20 protein-coding genes are annotated in these 18761 nt (G+C 41.4%); 10 read left to right on the top strand and 10 right to left on the bottom strand.

What is annotated here, in order from left to right:
- The first annotated feature begins 380 nt into the window (after window positions 1–380).
- Together VM932_RS12590 and VM932_RS12585 are read left to right on the top strand one after the other, a co-directional pair.
- Window positions 381–1439 (top strand): sensor histidine kinase, encoded by a 1059-nt coding sequence (locus VM932_RS12590; RefSeq protein ID WP_326279116.1) that lies wholly within the window; start codon window positions 381–383, stop codon window positions 1437–1439.
- Window positions 1436–2161 carry a LytR/AlgR family response regulator transcription factor gene (locus tag VM932_RS12585; protein ID WP_326279115.1) on the top strand — a complete coding sequence of 242 codons (726 nt, stop codon included), beginning with the start codon at window positions 1436–1438 and terminating at the stop codon, window positions 2159–2161. Before VM932_RS12590 ends, VM932_RS12585 begins: the two co-directional genes overlap by 4 nt.
- Before the next feature lie 127 nt (window positions 2162–2288).
- Here the strand turns inward: VM932_RS12585 and VM932_RS12580 are convergent, their stop codons facing one another.
- The 3 genes from VM932_RS12580 to VM932_RS12570 form a co-directional block, all read right to left on the bottom strand.
- A complete protein-coding gene (locus VM932_RS12580) occupies window positions 2289–2666 on the bottom strand; it encodes a DoxX family membrane protein (RefSeq protein WP_326279114.1) in 378 nt (125 codons plus the stop codon).
- Window positions 2667–2759: 93 nt separating this feature from the next.
- Complete coding sequence (locus VM932_RS12575) at window positions 2760–3545, bottom strand: SDR family oxidoreductase (RefSeq protein ID WP_326279113.1); 786 nt, start codon at window positions 3543–3545, stop codon at window positions 2760–2762.
- 2 nt (window positions 3546–3547) lie between these two features.
- The gene (locus VM932_RS12570) at window positions 3548–3859 is read right to left on the bottom strand and encodes a cupin domain-containing protein (protein ID WP_326279112.1); all 312 of its coding nucleotides are present in this window, start codon (window positions 3857–3859) and stop codon (window positions 3548–3550) included.
- Window positions 3860–3956: 97 nt separating this feature from the next.
- Between VM932_RS12570 and VM932_RS12565 the strand changes: the two genes are divergently transcribed.
- Window positions 3957–4850 (top strand): Mur ligase domain-containing protein, encoded by an 894-nt coding sequence (locus VM932_RS12565; protein WP_326279111.1) that lies wholly within the window; start codon window positions 3957–3959, stop codon window positions 4848–4850.
- Between the two features lie 3 nt (window positions 4851–4853).
- On the opposite strand, the gene VM932_RS12560 is transcribed toward VM932_RS12565, so the two are convergent.
- Entirely contained in the window at window positions 4854–5306 is a 453-nt protein-coding gene (locus VM932_RS12560) for a DUF1569 domain-containing protein (RefSeq protein ID WP_326279110.1), read from the bottom strand.
- 53 nt (window positions 5307–5359) lie between these two features.
- On the opposite strand from VM932_RS12560, the gene radC reads away from it, so the two are divergent.
- The 6 genes from radC to VM932_RS12530 are packed head-to-tail and all read left to right on the top strand — an operon-like array spanning window position 5360 to window position 10964.
- Window positions 5360–6058 (top strand): RadC family protein, encoded by a 699-nt coding sequence (radC, locus tag VM932_RS12555; RefSeq protein WP_326279109.1) that lies wholly within the window; start codon window positions 5360–5362, stop codon window positions 6056–6058.
- Window positions 6059–6070: 12 nt separating this feature from the next.
- The gene (locus tag VM932_RS12550) at window positions 6071–7366 is read left to right on the top strand and encodes a polysaccharide deacetylase family protein (RefSeq protein WP_326279108.1); all 1296 of its coding nucleotides are present in this window, start codon (window positions 6071–6073) and stop codon (window positions 7364–7366) included.
- Window positions 7359–8048 carry a YjjG family noncanonical pyrimidine nucleotidase gene (locus VM932_RS12545; protein WP_326279107.1) on the top strand — a complete coding sequence of 230 codons (690 nt, stop codon included), beginning with the start codon at window positions 7359–7361 and terminating at the stop codon, window positions 8046–8048. The genes VM932_RS12550 and VM932_RS12545 overlap by 8 nt, the downstream gene beginning before the upstream one ends.
- Window positions 8049–8105: 57 nt before the next feature.
- Window positions 8106–8651: a hypothetical protein gene (locus VM932_RS12540; protein WP_326279106.1), complete on the top strand. Its 546-nt coding sequence runs from the start codon at window positions 8106–8108 to the stop codon at window positions 8649–8651.
- On the top strand, window positions 8648–10108 hold the full coding sequence (locus tag VM932_RS12535) for a DUF5723 family protein (protein ID WP_326279105.1): 1461 nt from the start codon (window positions 8648–8650) through the stop codon (window positions 10106–10108). Before VM932_RS12540 ends, VM932_RS12535 begins: the two co-directional genes overlap by 4 nt.
- Window positions 10109–10121: 13 nt before the next feature.
- Complete coding sequence (locus tag VM932_RS12530; RefSeq protein WP_326279104.1) at window positions 10122–10964, top strand: hypothetical protein; 843 nt, start codon at window positions 10122–10124, stop codon at window positions 10962–10964.
- Here VM932_RS12530 and VM932_RS12525 read toward each other — a convergent pair.
- A complete protein-coding gene (locus VM932_RS12525; protein ID WP_326279103.1) occupies window positions 10961–12238 on the bottom strand; it encodes a replication-associated recombination protein A in 1278 nt (425 codons plus the stop codon). The genes VM932_RS12530 and VM932_RS12525 overlap by 4 nt on opposite strands.
- Before the next feature lie 120 nt (window positions 12239–12358).
- Between VM932_RS12525 and VM932_RS12520 the strand changes: the two genes are divergently transcribed.
- Window positions 12359–13081, top strand: a complete 723-nt coding sequence (locus VM932_RS12520; protein WP_326279102.1) for a rhomboid family intramembrane serine protease — start codon at window positions 12359–12361, stop codon at window positions 13079–13081.
- A 3-nt stretch (window positions 13082–13084) separates the two neighbouring features.
- On the opposite strand, the gene rlmB is transcribed toward VM932_RS12520, so the two are convergent.
- The 5 genes from rlmB to VM932_RS12495 all read right to left on the bottom strand — a co-directional run bounded on the left by rlmB (window position 13085) and on the right by VM932_RS12495 (window position 18743).
- Window positions 13085–13816, bottom strand: coding sequence for a 23S rRNA (guanosine(2251)-2'-O)-methyltransferase RlmB (gene rlmB / locus VM932_RS12515; RefSeq protein ID WP_326279101.1), 732 nt, complete (start codon window positions 13814–13816; stop codon window positions 13085–13087).
- Window positions 13817–13906: 90 nt separating this feature from the next.
- Window positions 13907–15247, bottom strand: a complete 1341-nt coding sequence (locus tag VM932_RS12510) for an aryl-sulfate sulfotransferase (protein WP_326279100.1) — start codon at window positions 15245–15247, stop codon at window positions 13907–13909.
- Window positions 15248–15280: 33 nt separating this feature from the next.
- On the bottom strand, window positions 15281–16024 hold the full coding sequence (locus tag VM932_RS12505) for a hypothetical protein (RefSeq protein WP_326279099.1): 744 nt from the start codon (window positions 16022–16024) through the stop codon (window positions 15281–15283).
- Between the two features lie 134 nt (window positions 16025–16158).
- Window positions 16159–17043, bottom strand: coding sequence for a hypothetical protein (locus VM932_RS12500; RefSeq protein ID WP_326279098.1), 885 nt, complete (start codon window positions 17041–17043; stop codon window positions 16159–16161).
- Between the two features lie 20 nt (window positions 17044–17063).
- Window positions 17064–18743, bottom strand: coding sequence for a SusD/RagB family nutrient-binding outer membrane lipoprotein (locus VM932_RS12495; RefSeq protein ID WP_326279097.1), 1680 nt, complete (start codon window positions 18741–18743; stop codon window positions 17064–17066).
- Window positions 18744–18761: the final 18 nt, after the last annotated feature.

Below are 18761 nucleotides of genomic sequence, written 5' to 3'. Positions count from 1 at the left end.
ATCTAAAACCTAACAGTCATGATAGCACTAGCCAAGTTGATTATCTCTCTTTTAGTAAGCATTATTTTATAACTCGCTAATGCGATTACATAATTCATCAATATGAGAAAACTGAACACTAAACAAAAAGTAGTCTTCGTCATGGGTATTCTTGGCGTTTCCATAGGAATTTTTGGAAAATTCAATACATGGGAATATATGGAGTACTTTCCCTTTTTCTATTCGGGATTAACTATGATGTGGATTGCTTTTTTGCCCAACAGAAAGCCGTGTTACAATCCGTTTAAAAGAAAAGAGACCCAAAGCTCTTAGGTGCATAAGGCAAATCAGGTCTAACAACATGAGATTAATATAAATTTGGGCAGTTCAGATTCGATGGAATGGAGTTAAGCGCGCGAAAGAGGAATATTGTATTTTGGGTTCTTCAATTTCTTGGTTGGGGTTTTATTAACTCCATAGCCATTTTGATTCCTCAGGGCATTAGTTTTGAGATGACCATATTCTCGATCGTTGCCGGAATCTTTATTGGAGTATTTTCAACCTCTATTTTAAGATGGTACCTTAAAAGAAATGTCCATTTCGATTCTTTTGGTGTCAAGGAAGTCATCAAAATAATTATATCCACCCTATTGGCAGCTTTGCTATTTGGTTTGTTGAATGTATTTTTTGGATATATCTACATAAAATTTGGCCCTGACCTTACCGAGAACGAATTGCATATGTTCGAGGGATACGACAAAATTATGGTTCAGGTACTGAACTCTGTTTTCTTGGTCGGAGCTTGGGTAATCACCTATTTGGTCATCAAATTGCTCTTAAAGCTCAATCAAAATAGGATTGAGCGTTTAGAGTTGAACACAAGCTTGAAGCAAGCCCAACTCAATACGTTAAAAGGGCAGATCAATCCACACTTTATGTTCAACAGCCTCAACAATATTCGTGGGTTAATGTTGGAAGATGTGGATAAATCCAGGGAAATGCTGACTAAACTTTCCGAAATAATTCGATATTCACTCACCAAAAACAACATCAACGACATTCCCGTTCGTGAAGAATTGGAGGTGGTGGATAACTATATAGACCTATCCAAGATTCAGTTTGAGGATCGCTTGGAGTTTGTAAAGCAGGTGGAGGATGATACGATCGATGTACGAATTCCCCCCATGATCATTCAATTGCTGATAGAAAATGCGGTAAAGCATGGTATTTCCAACCTTAAAAATGGAGGTAGGATATTTTTGGCAATTACCAAGAAAGATGGCGAATTGCGCATTGAAGTTAGAAATACGGGTAAATTGGAGATTTCCAAGGATTCCACACAGCTAGGGTTGAAAAATATTGAACAACGATTGAAATTGTTGTATGCTGATCGCGCATCCTTTAAATTGGAGGAGATATCCGATGAGGTAGTGGCACAAATCAAAATTCCCTTGGTATGAAGATCAGAGCGGTAATAGTAGAAGACTCCCGATTGGCACGTAACGAATTAAAAGAGCTGATCAAACTACATGATGATTTGGAGCTGGTAGGTGAAGCTGGAAATGTGGATGATGGAGCAGAACTCATCGAAACGGAAATCCCAGACCTTTTGTTCCTCGATATCAATATGCCCGAGAAGGATGGTTTTGACCTTTTGGAGATGCTGGACGATGTTCCAATTACCGTTTTTACCACGGCCTACGATGAGTATGCCATAAAATCCTTTGAGTACAATGCCTTGGATTATTTGCTAAAGCCCGTGAGCAATAAACGCTTTGATATGGCTTTGGAAAAGGTTCGCGCCAAGATGGTGTCCAAGCAAGAAAACACACCCACGAATAATAAACTGACGGAGAACAGTCAAATTTTTATAAAGGATGGCGAATCCTGTTGGCTGGTAAAGATTGGAGATATATCCCTGTTCGAAATTGTGGGCAATTACACCCGTGTATACTTTGAGAACAAGAAACCCATGCTGTACAAATCACTCAATCAAGTGGAAGAAAAGCTACCCAAAGATTCTTTTTTTAGGGCCAATCGACAGCAAATCGTCAACACTAATTATATTGAAAATGTAGTTTCATGGTTCAATGGTAAATTAAAGCTTACCCTAAAAAATGGAGAAGAAGTGGAGGTGTCCCGCAGACAATCCTACATTTTTAAAGAGCGGATGAGTTTATGAAAAGAAAATGGTTTAAAAAGTATTGGGACTTGGGTCTTGTTAGGTTGAACGCAGTCGAAACCTATTGATTATCAGAGTTCAATGGGTTATCGACTGCGCTCGAATTGACAGAAAGCTGTCTTTTGTTTTAGGCCCTTAATAGTTCCTTATACCTATCCTTGTACCCATACAGAACAGCAATGTTCAATATTAGGAGGGCAAGAGCAGGGGGAAGGCCATCTGGCGAGAGCGTAATGTGGAATAAAAAAGCGTTTACGGCAACGCTCATCAAGATTAACGCCATGAGGGCGCCATACTTGTTAAAGATCAGGGCAAGCCCGGTCAATACCTCGACCACGGCCACTAATTTTAGGGTGTAAGTGGAGGACAGGGCACCAAAATAGTTCATGACCGCTTCGGGCATTTCGCCACCCGCAGGTAGAAAGTTTAAAAACTTGTTAAGTCCGAACACTAGGACAAAAAGTCCCAAAAGTATACGGACTACCAAAAAAACTTTTGAATTCATAGAGTTGAATTTTTATTGGTTACTCAATAAAAGTATTCAAAAAATGAACATCTGATCGTTTTTGTGGGGTTTAATTTATTATAAATCAGTTTTTTAAAGAGATTTTAGTAGTCCTCCATCAATAGGAATATTGGTTCCGGTAATGAAAGCGGCTTGTTCCGAAGCCAAAAATGCCACTAAATAACCATACTCCTTAGGATTGCCTATCCGTTTTACAGGAACCTGTTCCTCCATGTTGGCACGCACCTCATCTGGGGAAATTCCTAATTTTTCAGCTTTTTTGGCGTTCAATTGGGCAATTCGGTCCGTGTCGAAGTAACCAGTTAAGGTACTGTTTACCGTAATACCATCTTTGGCCACATCGTAAGCCAGACTTTTTGCCCATGTAACCACAGCAGCTCGAATGGTATTGGACAATGCCAAATAATTTAACGGTTCTCTGACAGAAATGGAGGCAATGTTGATGATCCTGCCCCATTGGTTTTTTTGCATGTGCTTTAAGGCCAGTTCTGTGGTAAAAACTATTGATTTAAATAAAAGATCAAAAGCTTTCTGATAATCCTCAACGTTTTTTTCCAATGCCCCACCACCTTCGGGACCTTGGGTGTTGTTCACCAAAATATCGATGGTGTTGTGTTCAAAAAAAGTGGAAATAGTGGATTTGTACGTTTCAAAATTGGAAAAATCGACTGCTAAATATTGGTGTTTTTGCCCTTGACTTGTATCCATTTCTCCCACAATGGCCTGCATAAGTTCTTCACTACGGGCCATTAGGGTCACACTGGCTCCACTTTTGGCCAATTGCCTTGCAATGGCTTCCCCGATACCTTTGCTGCTTCCGCCCACAAGGGCATTTTTTCCTTTGAGTGAAATGTTCATGGCTACCTATATTCTTCTCGAACGGGACTAAAAATGTCCATTAATTTACAAGCTGTCAATGCTTTTCCGCTATGCGGGGCGTTGGATGGAATAATCACTACATCGCCCGGTCCATACGTATCTTTTTCGCCATTCAAGGTAAACTCAAAAGCACCTTCTACCACGTGCATGATCTGTTCGTGATCGTGTTGGTGTTCGGGTACTTCTGCATCTTTTTCCACATCCCAAAATACCCAGCTCATGCGTTCGCCGTGCACCAATTTTCCGTGGTAGCCGGGCATTATTTCCTTAGGTTCGATCTCTGATAGGTTCATTGTACTTAAATTTTAGTGCCAAGATAGAAATTAATATGAAGCATCTTTGTTTGGAATGGTATCCGCTTTGGCTATTTTTGACAGATAATTAAAATCAATGGGAGTACATTTTATAGGTTTGGGCGAAGTCAATATGTTCAATTTGGCCCATGCTCTGCATAAAAAAGGAGAAGTTGTAACTGGTAGCGATGAAGCGATAGAAGTATCGCTCAGGCCCAAGTTGAAGGAGCAAGGACTGTTACCAGATGATATGGGGTGGTTTCCCGGTAACATTCATCCACAATTGGAAGCCGTTGTACTGGGGTCAAATGCAAAAAACAATAATCCAGAACTGGAAAAGGCCCAAGAATTGGGTCTAAAAATTTATTCCTATGCCGAGTTTCTGTACGAGCTGACCAAATACAAGACGCGGGTGGTCATTGCTGGAAGTCAGAGAAAAACCGGTGTAGCCTCAATAATCTTAAATGTATTGGAGTATAATAATGTTGAAGTGGACTACGCATTGTCGGCCTTGAATGGGATTCGCCTAACCGAGCAAAACGATTTTATTGTGGTCGAGGGGGGTGATATTCCGTTGTCTGCAATGGATAATGCTCCTCAATTTCACTTGTACCGACCCAATATTGCTTTGTTAAGTGATATTGAATGGGATGGTAAAGGGCCTTATGGGGATTTTGAAAACTACACCGAGCAGTACCGCATTTTTGTGGATAGTATTGTCAAGGGCGGAAGCATTACTTATAATGATGAGGATGTCGTGGTTAAGAAACTCGTAGAAGCATCGGAAAACCCGATCAGAAAACTGCCGTATGTAACCCCGGATTATCAAGAAGTGAATGGGGAAGTCCTTTTGGATACGCCCGACGGAGAACTGCTATTGGAAACCTCAAGTGCAACAAAGTTGAGCAATTTGGCAGGGGCCAAGTGGATATGCCAACAAATGGGTGTTGACGAAGTGGAGTTCTACGAAGCTATAGCTACTTATCAATAATCCTTAAACCCCAAATTGCCTCAAGTGATGGTCCAAATGTTTGTATTGCATCTGGCCCCACTGTTCATGGGTAAAGGAACCAAAAACGGGGTGGGGATCCCATTTTTTCCTATTTTTCTCCTGATGAAAATCGTTGATCAAACCAACTAATACCTTTTTTTCTTCGTCAAAATTTTTGTCCCCCACCACTATTAATCCTTTTGCGGTTGGCAGATTCTGTCGCCAAGGCTTATCGTTGTAAAGGCTTTTTTTGAACAACTTCCCCATAAGCTTCAGTATGGGGTTGGGTTTGTTTTGAGGATTATACCGTTCCAAAGAAATTTTTAAAGGATATTGGCAATGGTGTAGCATTTGACCAACCTTCATTTTGCCCCATAAACCTTCGGAGGAATCTGAAAGTTTGTCGACCCGTGCCAAGATTTCGGTATGTGCCTCGGTATTGAAAAGGGATTTCATGATGAAGGATTTATCATGGAAATTACATAAAATTATTCTCCTATCTTTAGGCCATGCAAGAAAAACTAGCTTCCTTTTCCATTAAAAATTGGGCAGACGATGACAAGCCAAGGGAAAAACTGGTGCAAAAAGGCAGTTTTGTACTGTCTGATGCCGAGCTAATTGCCATTTTGATCGGTTCAGGTAACAGGAACGAAAGTGCCGTGGAGCTTTCCAAAAGGATTTTGGCCTCCGTGGACCATAATTTGAATGAATTGGGCAAACTCTCGGTAAACCAATTGATGCGATTCAAAGGGATTGGAGAGGCCAAAGCCGTGAGCATTGCAGCTGCATTGGAAGTGGGTAGGAGAAGACGCTTAGAGAATACTTCCAAAATAATTAAAATACAGAGTAGTCATGACGCTTATGAACTGCTTTACCCTTTAATTGGGGAGCTTCCGCACGAGGAGTTTTGGATTGTGTATTTAAACAACTCCAACAAGGTTGTGCACAAAGCCCAGTTGAGCAAAGGGGGCATCACGGGAACCCTGGTGGATGTTAGATTGGTTTTGAGACAGGCATTGGAACTTGGAGCTGTGGCGATTATTCTCGCCCACAACCATCCATCAGGAACTTTGAAGCCAAGCATAGCCGATAAGCAGATAACCAAAAAACTGAAAACAGCCTCCGAAATTTTGGATATAAAAATATTGGATCATTTGATTTTGGCCAGAAATCAATATGTAAGTTTTGCGGACAAAGGAATTCTATAGCCCATTTTGCCTATGTTATTGATTTTTACCCATAAGGTGACCAACCGATTAACGTATACCGCCAAGCAAATTTTTGAAAAAATCTTGGGGGTGGAGATGGGGTTTACCACAAAGGTCGAAGACTTTATAAAGCATAATGGGCCCAAGATGACTTATTCCAAACAGCCCTTGCAGAACGAGTTTTTTGTGAGGAGCAATGACCTTTTGTTCGAACAGGGAATCAATGATTTGGAGATAAAGGTTTCGGATTGGGACGGTATTCCCTGTTTTTTTTATTCAGGAGAGAAGAGTACCATTCCCTATGATATTTTTTCGGCCAGTTTTTTCCTTTTGAGCAGGTATGAGGAATATTTGCCCCATGTCAAGGATAGTGTGGGCCGGTTTCCGGTGAAGGAAAGCATAGCTTATCAAAATAACTTTTTGGAACTACCTGTGGTTGATCTCTGGGCCTACAAACTATTAGAGGCTTTAAAAGAACGTTTCCCGGATTTGGAGACCAAGGAAAAGAGTTACGGCTTCACTTCTATTATTAACGTCACTACGTCGCACGCCTATGCCATGCGCGGAATTTCACGTACTCTCGGTGGCTTTTTGTTGGATCTGGGTAATTTTAGGTTCAGGGATGTTTGGGAGCGATTCTCTGTCCTGTTGAGGCTAAAAAAAGACCCTTACGATAATTTCTTTGAGTTGGTGGACATCCATAAAAAATTCCCGATAAAGACCATGTTCTTTTTTCAGTTTGCCAAGCATTCGGCCCACGATAAAAATGTATCCACCAACAACAACAAGTTTCGTTATTTGATCAAGTCCGTGGCAGATTATAGCATTGTTTCACTGAGCACATCATTTGTATCCACATCGGACAAAAATGTACTTCGGGAAGAAAAAAAGCAATTGGGAAACCTGATCAACAGACCCATAAGTTATGCCAGGCTTCGATATAACAAAGTGAATGTTCCAGCTACATACAGGAACTTGGTAGAGACCGAGTTCACGGATGATTTTTCTATGGGATACACGCACGAAATCGGGTTTAGGGCAGGTACCTGTACACCTTTTTATTTTTATGATATTAACACCGAGGTAAGGCAACCGATAAAAATACATCCCTTTGCCATGCACGACTATGCCCTGGTCAAGTATAAGAAAAAGGACGAGGTTTTTGATAAAATGGATAAAGTGTACCGATTGGTAAAACAAGTTAGGGGTGACTTTGTTCTGGTTTTTTCCAATGAACTCTTGGGGGGGAAGCAACACTTGGATTGGATGGAACTCTATCAATCTATTTTAAAACGCTATTATGTTTGATTACGAAGTAACCGATATCTTTTTTGATTTGGACCACACCCTTTGGGACTTTGAGAAAAACTCGGCCCTTACGTTTGCCAAGATATTGGCGGACCATAAAGTGAAGGTGGATTTAGATGGTTTTTTGGAGGTCTATGCGCCTATCAATATGCAAATGTGGGCATTGTACCGAGAGAACGGAATTAGTCAATCCGAACTGCGTTACCAGCGCTTAAAACGAACTTTTGATGCGCTCCGCGTGCATGTTTCCGATGAGGTAATCAATGTGTTGGCCAACGATTATATCGCTCACCTATCATCTTTTACCCATTTGTTGCCCAATACCGTGGAGATTTTGGAATACCTTTTTCCACGATACAAACTGCACATTATTACAAACGGATTTCAAGAAGTGCAATCAAAAAAACTGAAAGGGAGTGGGATCGATCATTATTTTCAGAAAATTATTGATTCTGAAATGGCGGGGGTCAAGAAACCAAACCGCTATATTTTTGAGCTTGCACTGGATATGGCACAGGTAGAACCACAAAATTCATTGATGGTCGGGGATAACCTAGAGGCGGATATTTTGGGTGCCAAAGCAATGGGAATGCAGGTGCTTCATTACAATTTCCATAAGGATTCCAATCATGGTGAATGTACAATGATTGACGACCTTATTGAAATAAAAAACATTTTATAGAGTTATATTAGGAGTGGTATACCCTCATTATTTGGACACTAGAAAATGTTTTTGGCTATGAAAAGATTATTCCATTCAGTCTTCTTGGCGGCTAGCCTTTTATTTTTCATTGCTTCATGTACCGAAGAACAAGATTTTAATCAGATTGATGATTTAAGGGTAACCCCCACTTTGGCCTCGGGTCTTTTTTATTTTGAATCCGATGAAGAGACTATAAACTCGGTAGGAGCATTAAACTCTTTTTACTCCCAAGAGATCAATTTTGAGGCATTCAATGAGCAATATGTGGCAGAGCGTCTTTTAGAGGGTACAATTACTTATGAAATAGAGAACACAACAAATAAACAACTGGAAATAACCATTGAGTTTTTGGATGAAGCTGGCCAATTACTGGATACAGAGGCGTTCCCAATTGATCCTAATTCCATCTTTACAAACCCCGTGTTCTATGGGGCAGGTGGCAAGAGCATCGATATACTGGTAAACACATCCAGCCTTCGAATTACAGCCAATAATTTGAGTGACGACACAAGTGTTTCGTCAGCCGAAGATCCTAAACTTATATTACGGTCTGGAGGAGAATTCCTATTTCAATTGCAATGAGAATAGCCCCAAAACTTATATTGATCGTCTTATTTTGTGGTGCCACTGTTTTTGCCCAAAACAAGGAGTTGTTATACGATTTTTATGAAATCCCACAATCTTTGATGGTAAATCCGGGAGTAAAAACATCGCAAAAATGGCATGCTGGCCTTCCTGTGATTTCTGGACTATCTGTACAAGGTGCAACCAGTGGTGTTACCGTGAACGATCTCTTTGCCAACGACGGTGTTGATTTTACCACAAAAGTCCAAGAGCGGTTGTTGGATGTAATGGGGGATAAGGACGATTTCAGCACTACAAGTCAGATAGAGGGAATTACCGTGGGTTTTAGAGGTAAAAATAGGCCGGATGACTACTACTCCTTTGGAATGTATGGTGAAATGGACATCATCTCATATTGGCCCAAGGATTTGGCTATTTTGGCATTTGAAGGTAATGGAGGCAGCAACATTGGGCGGAGTTTTGATCTAGGGGACTTAAATCTTCGTGGAGAGATGGTCAATGTGTTTCATTTTGGAATCAACAGAAAGGCAAGCACAGCACTTACCTTGGGGGCAAGGGCTAAAATATATTCCAGTATTTTTCAATTCCAGTCCATAAACAACTCAGGTTCCTTTACTACACGACAAGGGCAAAACAATGTTTACGAGAGTACCATTAATGCCGATATACAACTCCAAACAGCGGGTGTTAGGGAGTTTTACGATATTATTGAGGAAGATACGGGAACCACACAAAAGGATTTGGCAAGTGTTTTTACCCAGCGCGTATTGTTGGGCGGAAACCTTGGACTTGGTTTTGATTTTGGCTTTAGCTATAACCTCAGCCCGCAGACTACAATAACAGGAAGTGTTTTGGATATTGGGTTTATCAATAACTCAAAGGATGTGTGGAACTACACCTTTAGCGGTAGCACAACTACCGACGGGATTTCTGTTTTTCTTCCGGAGGACATCAACAATGTGGACAACGATTTATGGCAAGAGCTCATTGATGAGATTGATGGGGCGCTGCCCCATGGTGAAAACCAATCCAGTTATATTTCATTAAGGCCAATTAAGGTTTATGGCTCCGTTAGACACGATTTTGGTGAAGGAGGAGGAAGTCCCTTGTTCGAAAATTGCGGATGTGCTGTTAACGGGGGAGGTGGGAACAATCGCGATTATTACAGGAATAGTGTGGGAGGCCAATTGTTTATGATGAAAAGACCCCGGGGCGTTCAGGCCGCATTGACCGGTTTTTACCAAAGAAGGTTTGGAAGGACCGCTTCCTTAAAAGCCACGTATACCGTTGATAAATATTCTTTTACAAATATTGGATTGGGTGCAAATCTTCAATTTGGGCCTGTTAATCTTTATGTATTGGCAGACAACCTTTTAAGCTATAGCAATGTGGCCGATAGCCATTACGCCTCTTTACAGTTCGGATTTAATATCATATCTTGGAACAGTAATTGATTACTTTTACTATATGAAATATAAAGTATTGTACATATTGCTTTTGACAATGGGATTGGGCGGTGCCGTAAACGCTCAACTGAACAACTATAAATATATAATTGTCCCAAAAAAGTTTGACGCTTTCAAATCAGTAAACGAGTATCAGACCAGCACTTTGGTAAAATATTTTTTTGAACAAAACGGTTTTAATGTTGTTTATGATGATGCCTTGCCAGTAGATTTGGCAGGCAATAGATGTCTGGGACTTATGGCCGACTTGGTTGATGATTCCTCACTTTTTTCTACAAAAATCACCATCGCTCTCAAGGATTGTAATAATGTTGAAGTATTTAGGTCCGTTGAAGGGAAAACTAAGATCAAGGAATATGATGAAGCCTATAAGAATGCCATTCAGAAAGCATTTGTTTCTTATGCCGGTATGGATTATGCCTATGAGCCAAAAAAAGAGGAAGTAAATAGGGAAGCATCAGTAACGGTTAGTTTTAAGGATGATGTAAAATCGGTTGAAGAAGCGTCCAAAGAGCACGTTGTGGAACAAAAGGCCACTACGGAAGAACAGGTTTATAAAAGTGTAACGCCAAAGCCTTCTACAATTATAAGGGATTCCGATACGGATAAAACGACCACGGTTCCCACAAGCCTTTTATATGCCCAATCTATCGAAAATGGTTACCAATTGGTGGACAGTACACCGAAAGTTGTGTTAAGACTGGAAGCTACTTCGATGGAAAATGTTTTTATGACCGATTTCCAGGGCAATAATGCAGTGGTCTTTCAAAAAGACGGCAAATGGCTGCTGGAGTATTCCGAGAACGGTAAAAAAGTACAGAAAGAGCTGAATATCAAGTTTTAAAAATCATACTTGTTTTTCCATCTTTTCTTTAAAAAGTCCTTCATGGAATTTTCCCTTGGGTTGTTCCCTGGTCTGTAAAATGTAGTTCCAGAAATTTCATCGGGAAGAAATTCAAAATCCACAAAATTATTTTCGTGGTTATGGGCATAGTCATATCCTTTTCCATACCCCAAATCCTTCATCAATTTGTTAGGGGCATTCCGGAGTGGTATAGGCACTGAAAGATCTCCAGTTTGACGTACTTTTTGTTGGGCTTCGTTAATGGCCATGTAACTGGCATTACTTTTTGGCGAACTTGCCAAATAGGTGGCACATTGACTCAAGATTATCCTAGCTTCAGGGTATCCAATAGTGGTAACGGACTGGAAAGTGGTGTTGGCCAATACAAGGGCCGTGGGATTCGCATTTCCAATATCTTCGGATGCCAAGATAATCATTCGCCTTGCAATAAATTTTACATCCTCACCGCCCTCGATCATACGGGCCAACCAATATACAGCCGCATTCGGGTCGCTTCCCCGAATACTTTTTATAAAGGCTGAAATAATATCATAATGCTGTTCCCCGGTTTTGTCGTACAGCACCGTGTTTTTCTGAACCTTGTTGAGCACTAAATCGTTGGTGATGGTAATTTTGTCGTTACCCTCTGAATTGATCAGCAACTCGAAAATGTTGAGTAATTTTCGTCCATCTCCCCCCGATAGGCGTAACAGGGCTTCCGTTTCCTTCAACTCAATTTGTTTTTTGGAAAGATGGACATCCGTTTTTATGGCCCGTTCCAACAGCGCAATTAGGTCATCCTTTCCAAATGGGTTAAGGGTGTATACTTGACATCTTGATAAAAGTGCAGGTATCACTTCAAAACTGGGATTCTCCGTTGTTGCTCCAATAAGTGTCACCCAACCTTTTTCCACCGCACCAAGCAATGAATCCTGTTGGGATTTACTAAAACGATGAATCTCATCAATAAAAAGGATAGGGTTTTTGGAAGTGAACAATCCTCCACTTTGCTTTGCTTTGTCAATCACCTCTCGAACATCCTTTACACCACTGCTAATGGCGCTCAAAGTGTAAAAGGGCCGTTGACTTTCAGAAGCAATAATGTTGGCCAAGGTGGTTTTTCCCGTTCCTGGGGGACCCCAAAAAATCAAGGAGGGGATAACACCGTTTTTGATTTGGGTGGTTAAAGCGCCTTGTTTTCCCACCAAATGTTGCTGACTGATGTAATCCTCTAAAGTTTTAGGCCGTATGCGTTCTGCCAAAGGTTCGTTCATGGAGTAAAAATAAAATAAATTTGATGGTCCATTGTTCTTAATTTGGAAAGGATTTTTGTTGTCGACCTGACAATTTGTATACATTTAAGATTGTGGCGGGATGTTTGATTTTGTGAGTATATGGGTTCAGATACATTTAAATTTTCAAATTCAGTAGTATTGGCGCCATTGGTAGCCGTACTTTCTATTTGGATTGTTTTTTGGGTCGAGGTGCAGTTTGGCATCAACCTAAACGATTATGGTGTTTACCCAAGAAGGTTATCTGGATTAAAAGGAGTGGTCTTTAGCCCATTTATCCATGGTTCCATAACACACTTATACAACAATACCATCCCATTGGCCGTGTTAACGGCTTTTCTGTTCTATTTTTACCAAAGTGCGGCGCTTCGGATATTATTGTTCGGAACACTGGTGTCCGGATTTCTTACTTGGGCAATTGCGCGACCATCGTACCATATTGGAGCGAGTGGTGTAATTTATTTGTTGACGAGCTTTATTTTTTTTAAGGGGATTTTTGCCAAGCATTATCGCTTGGTAGCACTGTCATTGATTGTGGTTTTTATTTACGGGAGTATGATTTGGTATATATTTCCTGTAAAGGATGGCATATCGTGGGAAGGGCACCTTGCTGGATTTGCCACGGGGCTTGCGCTTGCCCTGATCACCAAGGTTCGGATTCCCGAGGTTCGTAAGTACGATTGGGAACTGGAAGATTACAAGGAAGAGGACGACCCTTTCCTAAAACATTTTGATGAAGATGGTAATTTTATTGAGACTACTACGGAAGAATCTGAACAAAAAATCGAAATCAAATACCATTACAGGGAATCTGATGAGGAATGATTCTTAATTATTTCTTTGCCGAACCACTTCATAAAGAAAAACACCACAGGCCACGGAAACATTTAACGAACCAATTTTGCCCATTAGCGGGAGCTTTGCTTGGTGATCAATAATGTTTAGGGTAGAAGGGGAAATGCCTTTTTCTTCAGATCCCATGATGATGGCGGTAGGCTGGTTAAAGTCCACATCATAGATTTCATCATCGGCTTTTTCGGTAGCTCCGGTAACTACAATACCTGAAGATTGCAGGTAGAAAATGGCATCTTTTAGATGATCTACTTTGGCAATGGGCACATTAAAAGCTGCGCCGGCAGAGGTTTTTACGGTGTCGTCCGTAATGGGGGCCGCACCATTTTTTGGAATAATAATGCCATGCACGCCACAACATTCGGCGGTTCGGATAATGGCACCAAAATTCCGAACATCTGAAACTCCGTCGAGCATCAAAAACAAGGGAAGTTGTTCTTTGGATAGCACTTGTTCCACCAACTCTTCAAATTGATGAAACTGTACTGGGGATATTTGCGCTACTACACCTTGATGATTGTTTCGGGTAAGGCGGTTCAGTTTTTCAACTGGAACATAGGATAGGCTAAGGCCATTTTTACGAACGGTGGACTCCAATTCTTTGTAAAGCTCTCCTTTGAGACCCTTTTGGACAAATATCTTGTTGATGGGCTGTCCGGCGTTGATGGCTTCCATAACGGCCCGTATCCCATAGATTTGACTGTTCATTTTTATTGCAATTTAAATGCAAAGATGCAATAAAGTAGCCTATCCATTTTCAATGGTGGCATTATTTTTTAAGATACGCAGAAACAAGATCTATAAGTCCAAAGCAATAATCCCAGGGTGATCCTTAGCATAATGGTATGATCTCCAGAAAAAACCATCTCCTGAAAACTTCCAAACTACTTCTCCTTCGGTCGTAACCTCCCAAATACCATAGTCGCCTTCGGTAATAAGGGTGTTTCCATTGGGAAGGCGAACAGCTCCGGAAACTTTTGGGGAATACAGTTCAGTATCTGTGAAGCTCCAAAGGATTTCAGGGCTGGTAAGGGTGGGAATGGATTCTTGAGTTAGTGCATTCGGTAAGCCCAATTCGTATACTGTGGATTGGCCAAGGTCACCTCCATTGGTGAAAATGAGCATTTTTCCAGGCTCAAATAAATTTGGGTAATGGTTGTTTACAAACATCCTTTCGGAATCATCGTCACCATAGGCACTTGGGTTGCCAAAGCGATACACCAGGTCTCCGCCTCTTCCAAAATTTCCGCCCGAGTGGGATGCCGCCACTTCGGTTGTGGTGCTGTGGTCGAGAATCCATACTTCGCTGTAAAAATTAACGCTCAAAAATATTAGGTCGTTGATGGCATCGTAACCAAGACCGTTAATGTGCATAATATTGCCGTTTTCAGCATTTACATAATTTAGGTCGATTAATTGCGGGTTTGCAGCAACCTCCCCAAAATTTAATTTGGTATCATCAAAATCTTGGATTAAATGGTCTTTGGCATGCCATTCCCAAACAATCTCATCCGTGGTTGGATTAATTTCCAGAATGGATTCCGGGTAAAGGTCGGTATTGTGCTTGGAGCCACTGGCCAAGGCTTCTTCCTGGGTCATTTTTTCCCATGCAATGCCCAACACGTTGCCGTTGGGCAATAATTCTACATCGTGGTGCAAACGGTGGTTGCTATTGGAATAGGTAAAGTCCCACAGCGCATTGCCTTCTTTGTCGATTATCTGGATTTTCCCTCCAAAACCACCAAACAATATATCGGGTCCTTCAGCTTGTAATGCGGCCAACAGCGTTCCATCTTCAAGCAGCACAACATCGTTTCCAATTTTACGGTCTCCCAATGGCCATTCGTACACCAAATCACCATTTTTGTCCATTAAATAAACATGGTTGTTCATGGCGTCGTTTACCAGGATGTAATGGTCTTCTGCCAAAGCTTTGTTAAAGTAGGTTACCGTGCCCAAATCACTTTCCACAACCTCTTCGTTGTTTTCTTGTGGAGTTTCTTCTGTTGGTGTTTCTCCTTGTTCCGGGGTTTCTTCTCCTGACTCATCGGGAGTGATCGAGTTGTCGTTGTTGGAACAACATAAAAGGAGTGTGCAACAAATTATTGCCAGAGATGTTTTGATTGATGATTTTAACATGTGCCGGTTGATTAATTAAGGAAAAAGAATATGTTATCTCTCATTCAGGTAGTTGAAGACTTTAATTAAATCAGATTCCTCCTTAACATCTAAATTATTGTCCTTTATGTAGTTTTTCACCTCTGATCTTAACGGCTCTTTGAACAGTTTGGCAACTTTGTTGGTTTTTAAGGGAATCTCGTCTATTCTGTTCACACCTTTTTCTTGGTAGTAGTATTCAATAAAGTGTGTAAACCTGTTTGGAACAGCTTTAACAAAGGAGTTTTGTGCTTTCTGTCCCTCGGTAAACTTCACATTTATCCTTTTGTAGAGGTCGTAGGTTTTGCCATCTAAAACTGTCGTTAGATAGCCGTTCAAGGTATTTCCTTTTTTGTCAATAAAGGTGGCAAAGCCCATAGGTTTACCCTTTACCATCACTTTTATGGATTTATCCTTGGTAAGTGCAGCTATCTGTTCTTCTAATAAATTGGTTTTTTTTATTTCAATTTCTTCGTTGTAAGCGTTGTATCTATAATAGTAGGTGCCCATACCCTCATCGCCATAAAAAAGAGGGGTTGGCACAAATGTATCGTTCATATACGGGGAACCTGAAAAATCGTCAATTCCTGTTTGTTTTGATAGGCGATCATATTGATCGTCCATATCGCCAATGACAGTAGAGACCAGGGCATTGGATGCAGCGTTGTATGAACTGCCCGATGCTACTTGACCGGCATACTGACCCGACATTAGATTGCCCGTTAGAAATAGTAGCAATGGTGTGATGAATTTTTTCATGTAATTGAATCTTAATGTATTGTGTGTTTCTTTGTGATTAAAAAGATAAGAAATTACGTAGGATAATTCTAATTAGAACAAAAAAAGCCTGGATTAATTTTAATCCAGGCTTTTTTGTTTGAATACTTGATGGACTATAAGTTGTCCAAGCAGTAGTTCAACAATTCAATTTCGGCAGTAGGACTTGGACCTAGGTCCAAAATCACATTACCGTTCGCAGAGGTGACTTGAAAGGTTATTTCAGAATCCCAATCTCCAGATACAAATTCAATGGAGATAACCTCAGTTCCATCAGGAACATTGAAAGACTCAGATGCTGCAGCTCCATCCTCTATTAGATAGTTGGTAGCCTCACCGTCAATGGTTATCAAGACTGAAGCACCGTTCCATCCATCTCCATAGGAATCTTGCATGTCTATCGTCCATTCCCCAGAAGTTGGAGGAGTTGGAGGGCATACAACCGTTGCATTGTATTGGAACGGAGATGCAAAGAAAGATCCTGTAGAGGTATCTGTGTTCTGACCGTTTGAGAACGTCCTACCGTCTACCAAATTAGCTGCAAAGCGGATGGAGAACACATCGCCTCCATCTACGTTTGACTCGGATAGAGAAAGAGCACTTAACATTTCTGGAAGGGTGATGCTATAGGAGTATCTTGGAAATCCATATTCCCCAATAGTGAACTCAGAGCTGGAAACGGTCCCAACTTGAACCTCGGCAGCACTATAATCCGTTCCTCCTTCTTCAATTGTGTTGTCTGTAAAGGAAACGAATACATCCAGGCTTTCCACCAGAGCACCGTCTTCTTCGTCCTGCATTTCTAATTCGACAGCAAAGTAGGAGTCGGATTGCCCAATGGGCAGTTCGTCCGATTCCACATTCACTGTTCTTAGCACAATACCACTTGTGGTATTGGCAAATACTTCGTCAATCACAGCGTCACCATCATCACACGAATTGAATGTGAATCCGACTAGCGCTAGAGCTGCGGCTAAAAGTGATTTATTTATAAATTTCATGATTTTCAATTTTTTTTATGTTATTGGGCTTCTGGGAATGCTGGTGATGCCGGATTTGTATCCCAGAAAACCTGTCCTGTCATATCCGTTTTTTGTGTCAAATTCGGATTCGTAATAACCTCATTTTGAGGGTATAGGAAGGTTCTTGGGAATGGACCTGGATTAGCTTCCCAGTTTGGGGCCAGGTTTGTGGGATATCCTGTTTTTCTGTAGTAGTTGTAAGCTTCAACAGCTCCACCGTACAGGGTAACAAAATATTGGTCGGCAAAGATGTTCATTTGATCATCTCCGGTAGCTGCCAAGAAATCGGCAATAATACCATCTATCCATGTTGTCACATCGGTCTCTGAAGGCTCAAAGCTTAAATCGGCAGTTGGATCCAAAGCAGCAAATGGTCTTACTTTTGCCATGGATTTGGTCAATGCCGACCTAAACAACTCCGCAACTACAGCATCGGACTCCCCTTTGGCCATGGCGTTATCGGCTTTCCAGAAATCTACATATGATGAAAGGATGATGGGCTGAATACCAGCTCCTCCGCCTCCAAGTCCTAGACCTACAACACCAAAATCACTGTCATCAAATTTACCAGCTTGTGGGTAAACACCGACTGCAGTTTTTGTGAAACCGTCAGGTGGGTTCCCTTCGTTGTTACCGTGTTGTCTTCCCCAGTAACCGTTGGGCAAGCTACAGTATGCCCACTCACTTTCTTGATAATGAAGCGGTGGTACGGCTAAAGAACAGGCCAAGGTTTCCTCGTTGGGGTCTACTCCGGGAGCTCCTGGAGTTTCGGCAACTTGACGATAGAAATAATAACGCAATCTCGGGTCGTCCACATTTTGCATATACTGCATCAACCAAAGGGGTCGGTACAGGTCTGCGCCACTGGGTTGGTAGTCGTCCGCATAATCAGGATGGCGTGTGTCCGGTTGCAGTTCACGAGATCCATATTGCCATTGGAAATCTTCCTCAACGTCATCAATATAGTTGTTTTCAGCAATTACAGCATCAAAAGCGGCAGTGTTACCAGTGGTAACATAAGCTTTCAGTCTTATAGAGTTCACTGCTTTGATCCACAAGGAAGTATCTCCATCGTAAAAGAAATCTGTGGCTCCCACTGTTCCGGGATTTGTGGCGAACAAACTTTCGGCTTCGTCCAACAAAGCCAATGCACTGGTATAAACAGAGGCCCCATCGTCCAACAAGGGAGCAGGGAACTGGTCTGGGTCACCCGCTTCGGAGTACGCAGCTTCCCCGATATAATCGGTGATCAACATTAGCATGTGGGCCTGTAATGTTTTGCCCACTGCAATATGGAAGGAATAATCCACGTCGCTTTCAGCATTTATGGCCTCTAGGCTTTGAACGTTTGTAAAAATGCCAAGATCCACGCCTTCGAAGGAATTATCACTACTGTAGGTTCTTGCCCAGATGTCATCGAATGTTGAACCCGGGTAGTTGTTAAAGTAGTTTCTTCCGCTCATGTACTCAAGCCTGGTCAGCTCACCGCCCAATTTGCTTATATCGAACATGTTGTCCGCGTAGGCAAGCTGAATCGAATTCAGTAGCAATCCTGGGTCTGCCTGATCGGCAGCAAGGTCGTTAGGACTCACTCGGAGATCCAAATCGGTTGTCTCACAAGAATTTAACAATCCTGTTAGTAGAAAGACAACGGTTATATATTTACCTATTTTTTTCATAATATTTTAGCTATTTTT

This window comes from Flagellimonas halotolerans (assembly GCF_035818535.1).
Lineage (GTDB): Bacteria > Bacteroidota > Bacteroidia > Flavobacteriales > Flavobacteriaceae > Flagellimonas > Flagellimonas halotolerans.
The sequence above is the reverse complement of the archived record's forward strand: the minus strand, read 5'-3'. Positions and strand labels throughout refer to the sequence as shown.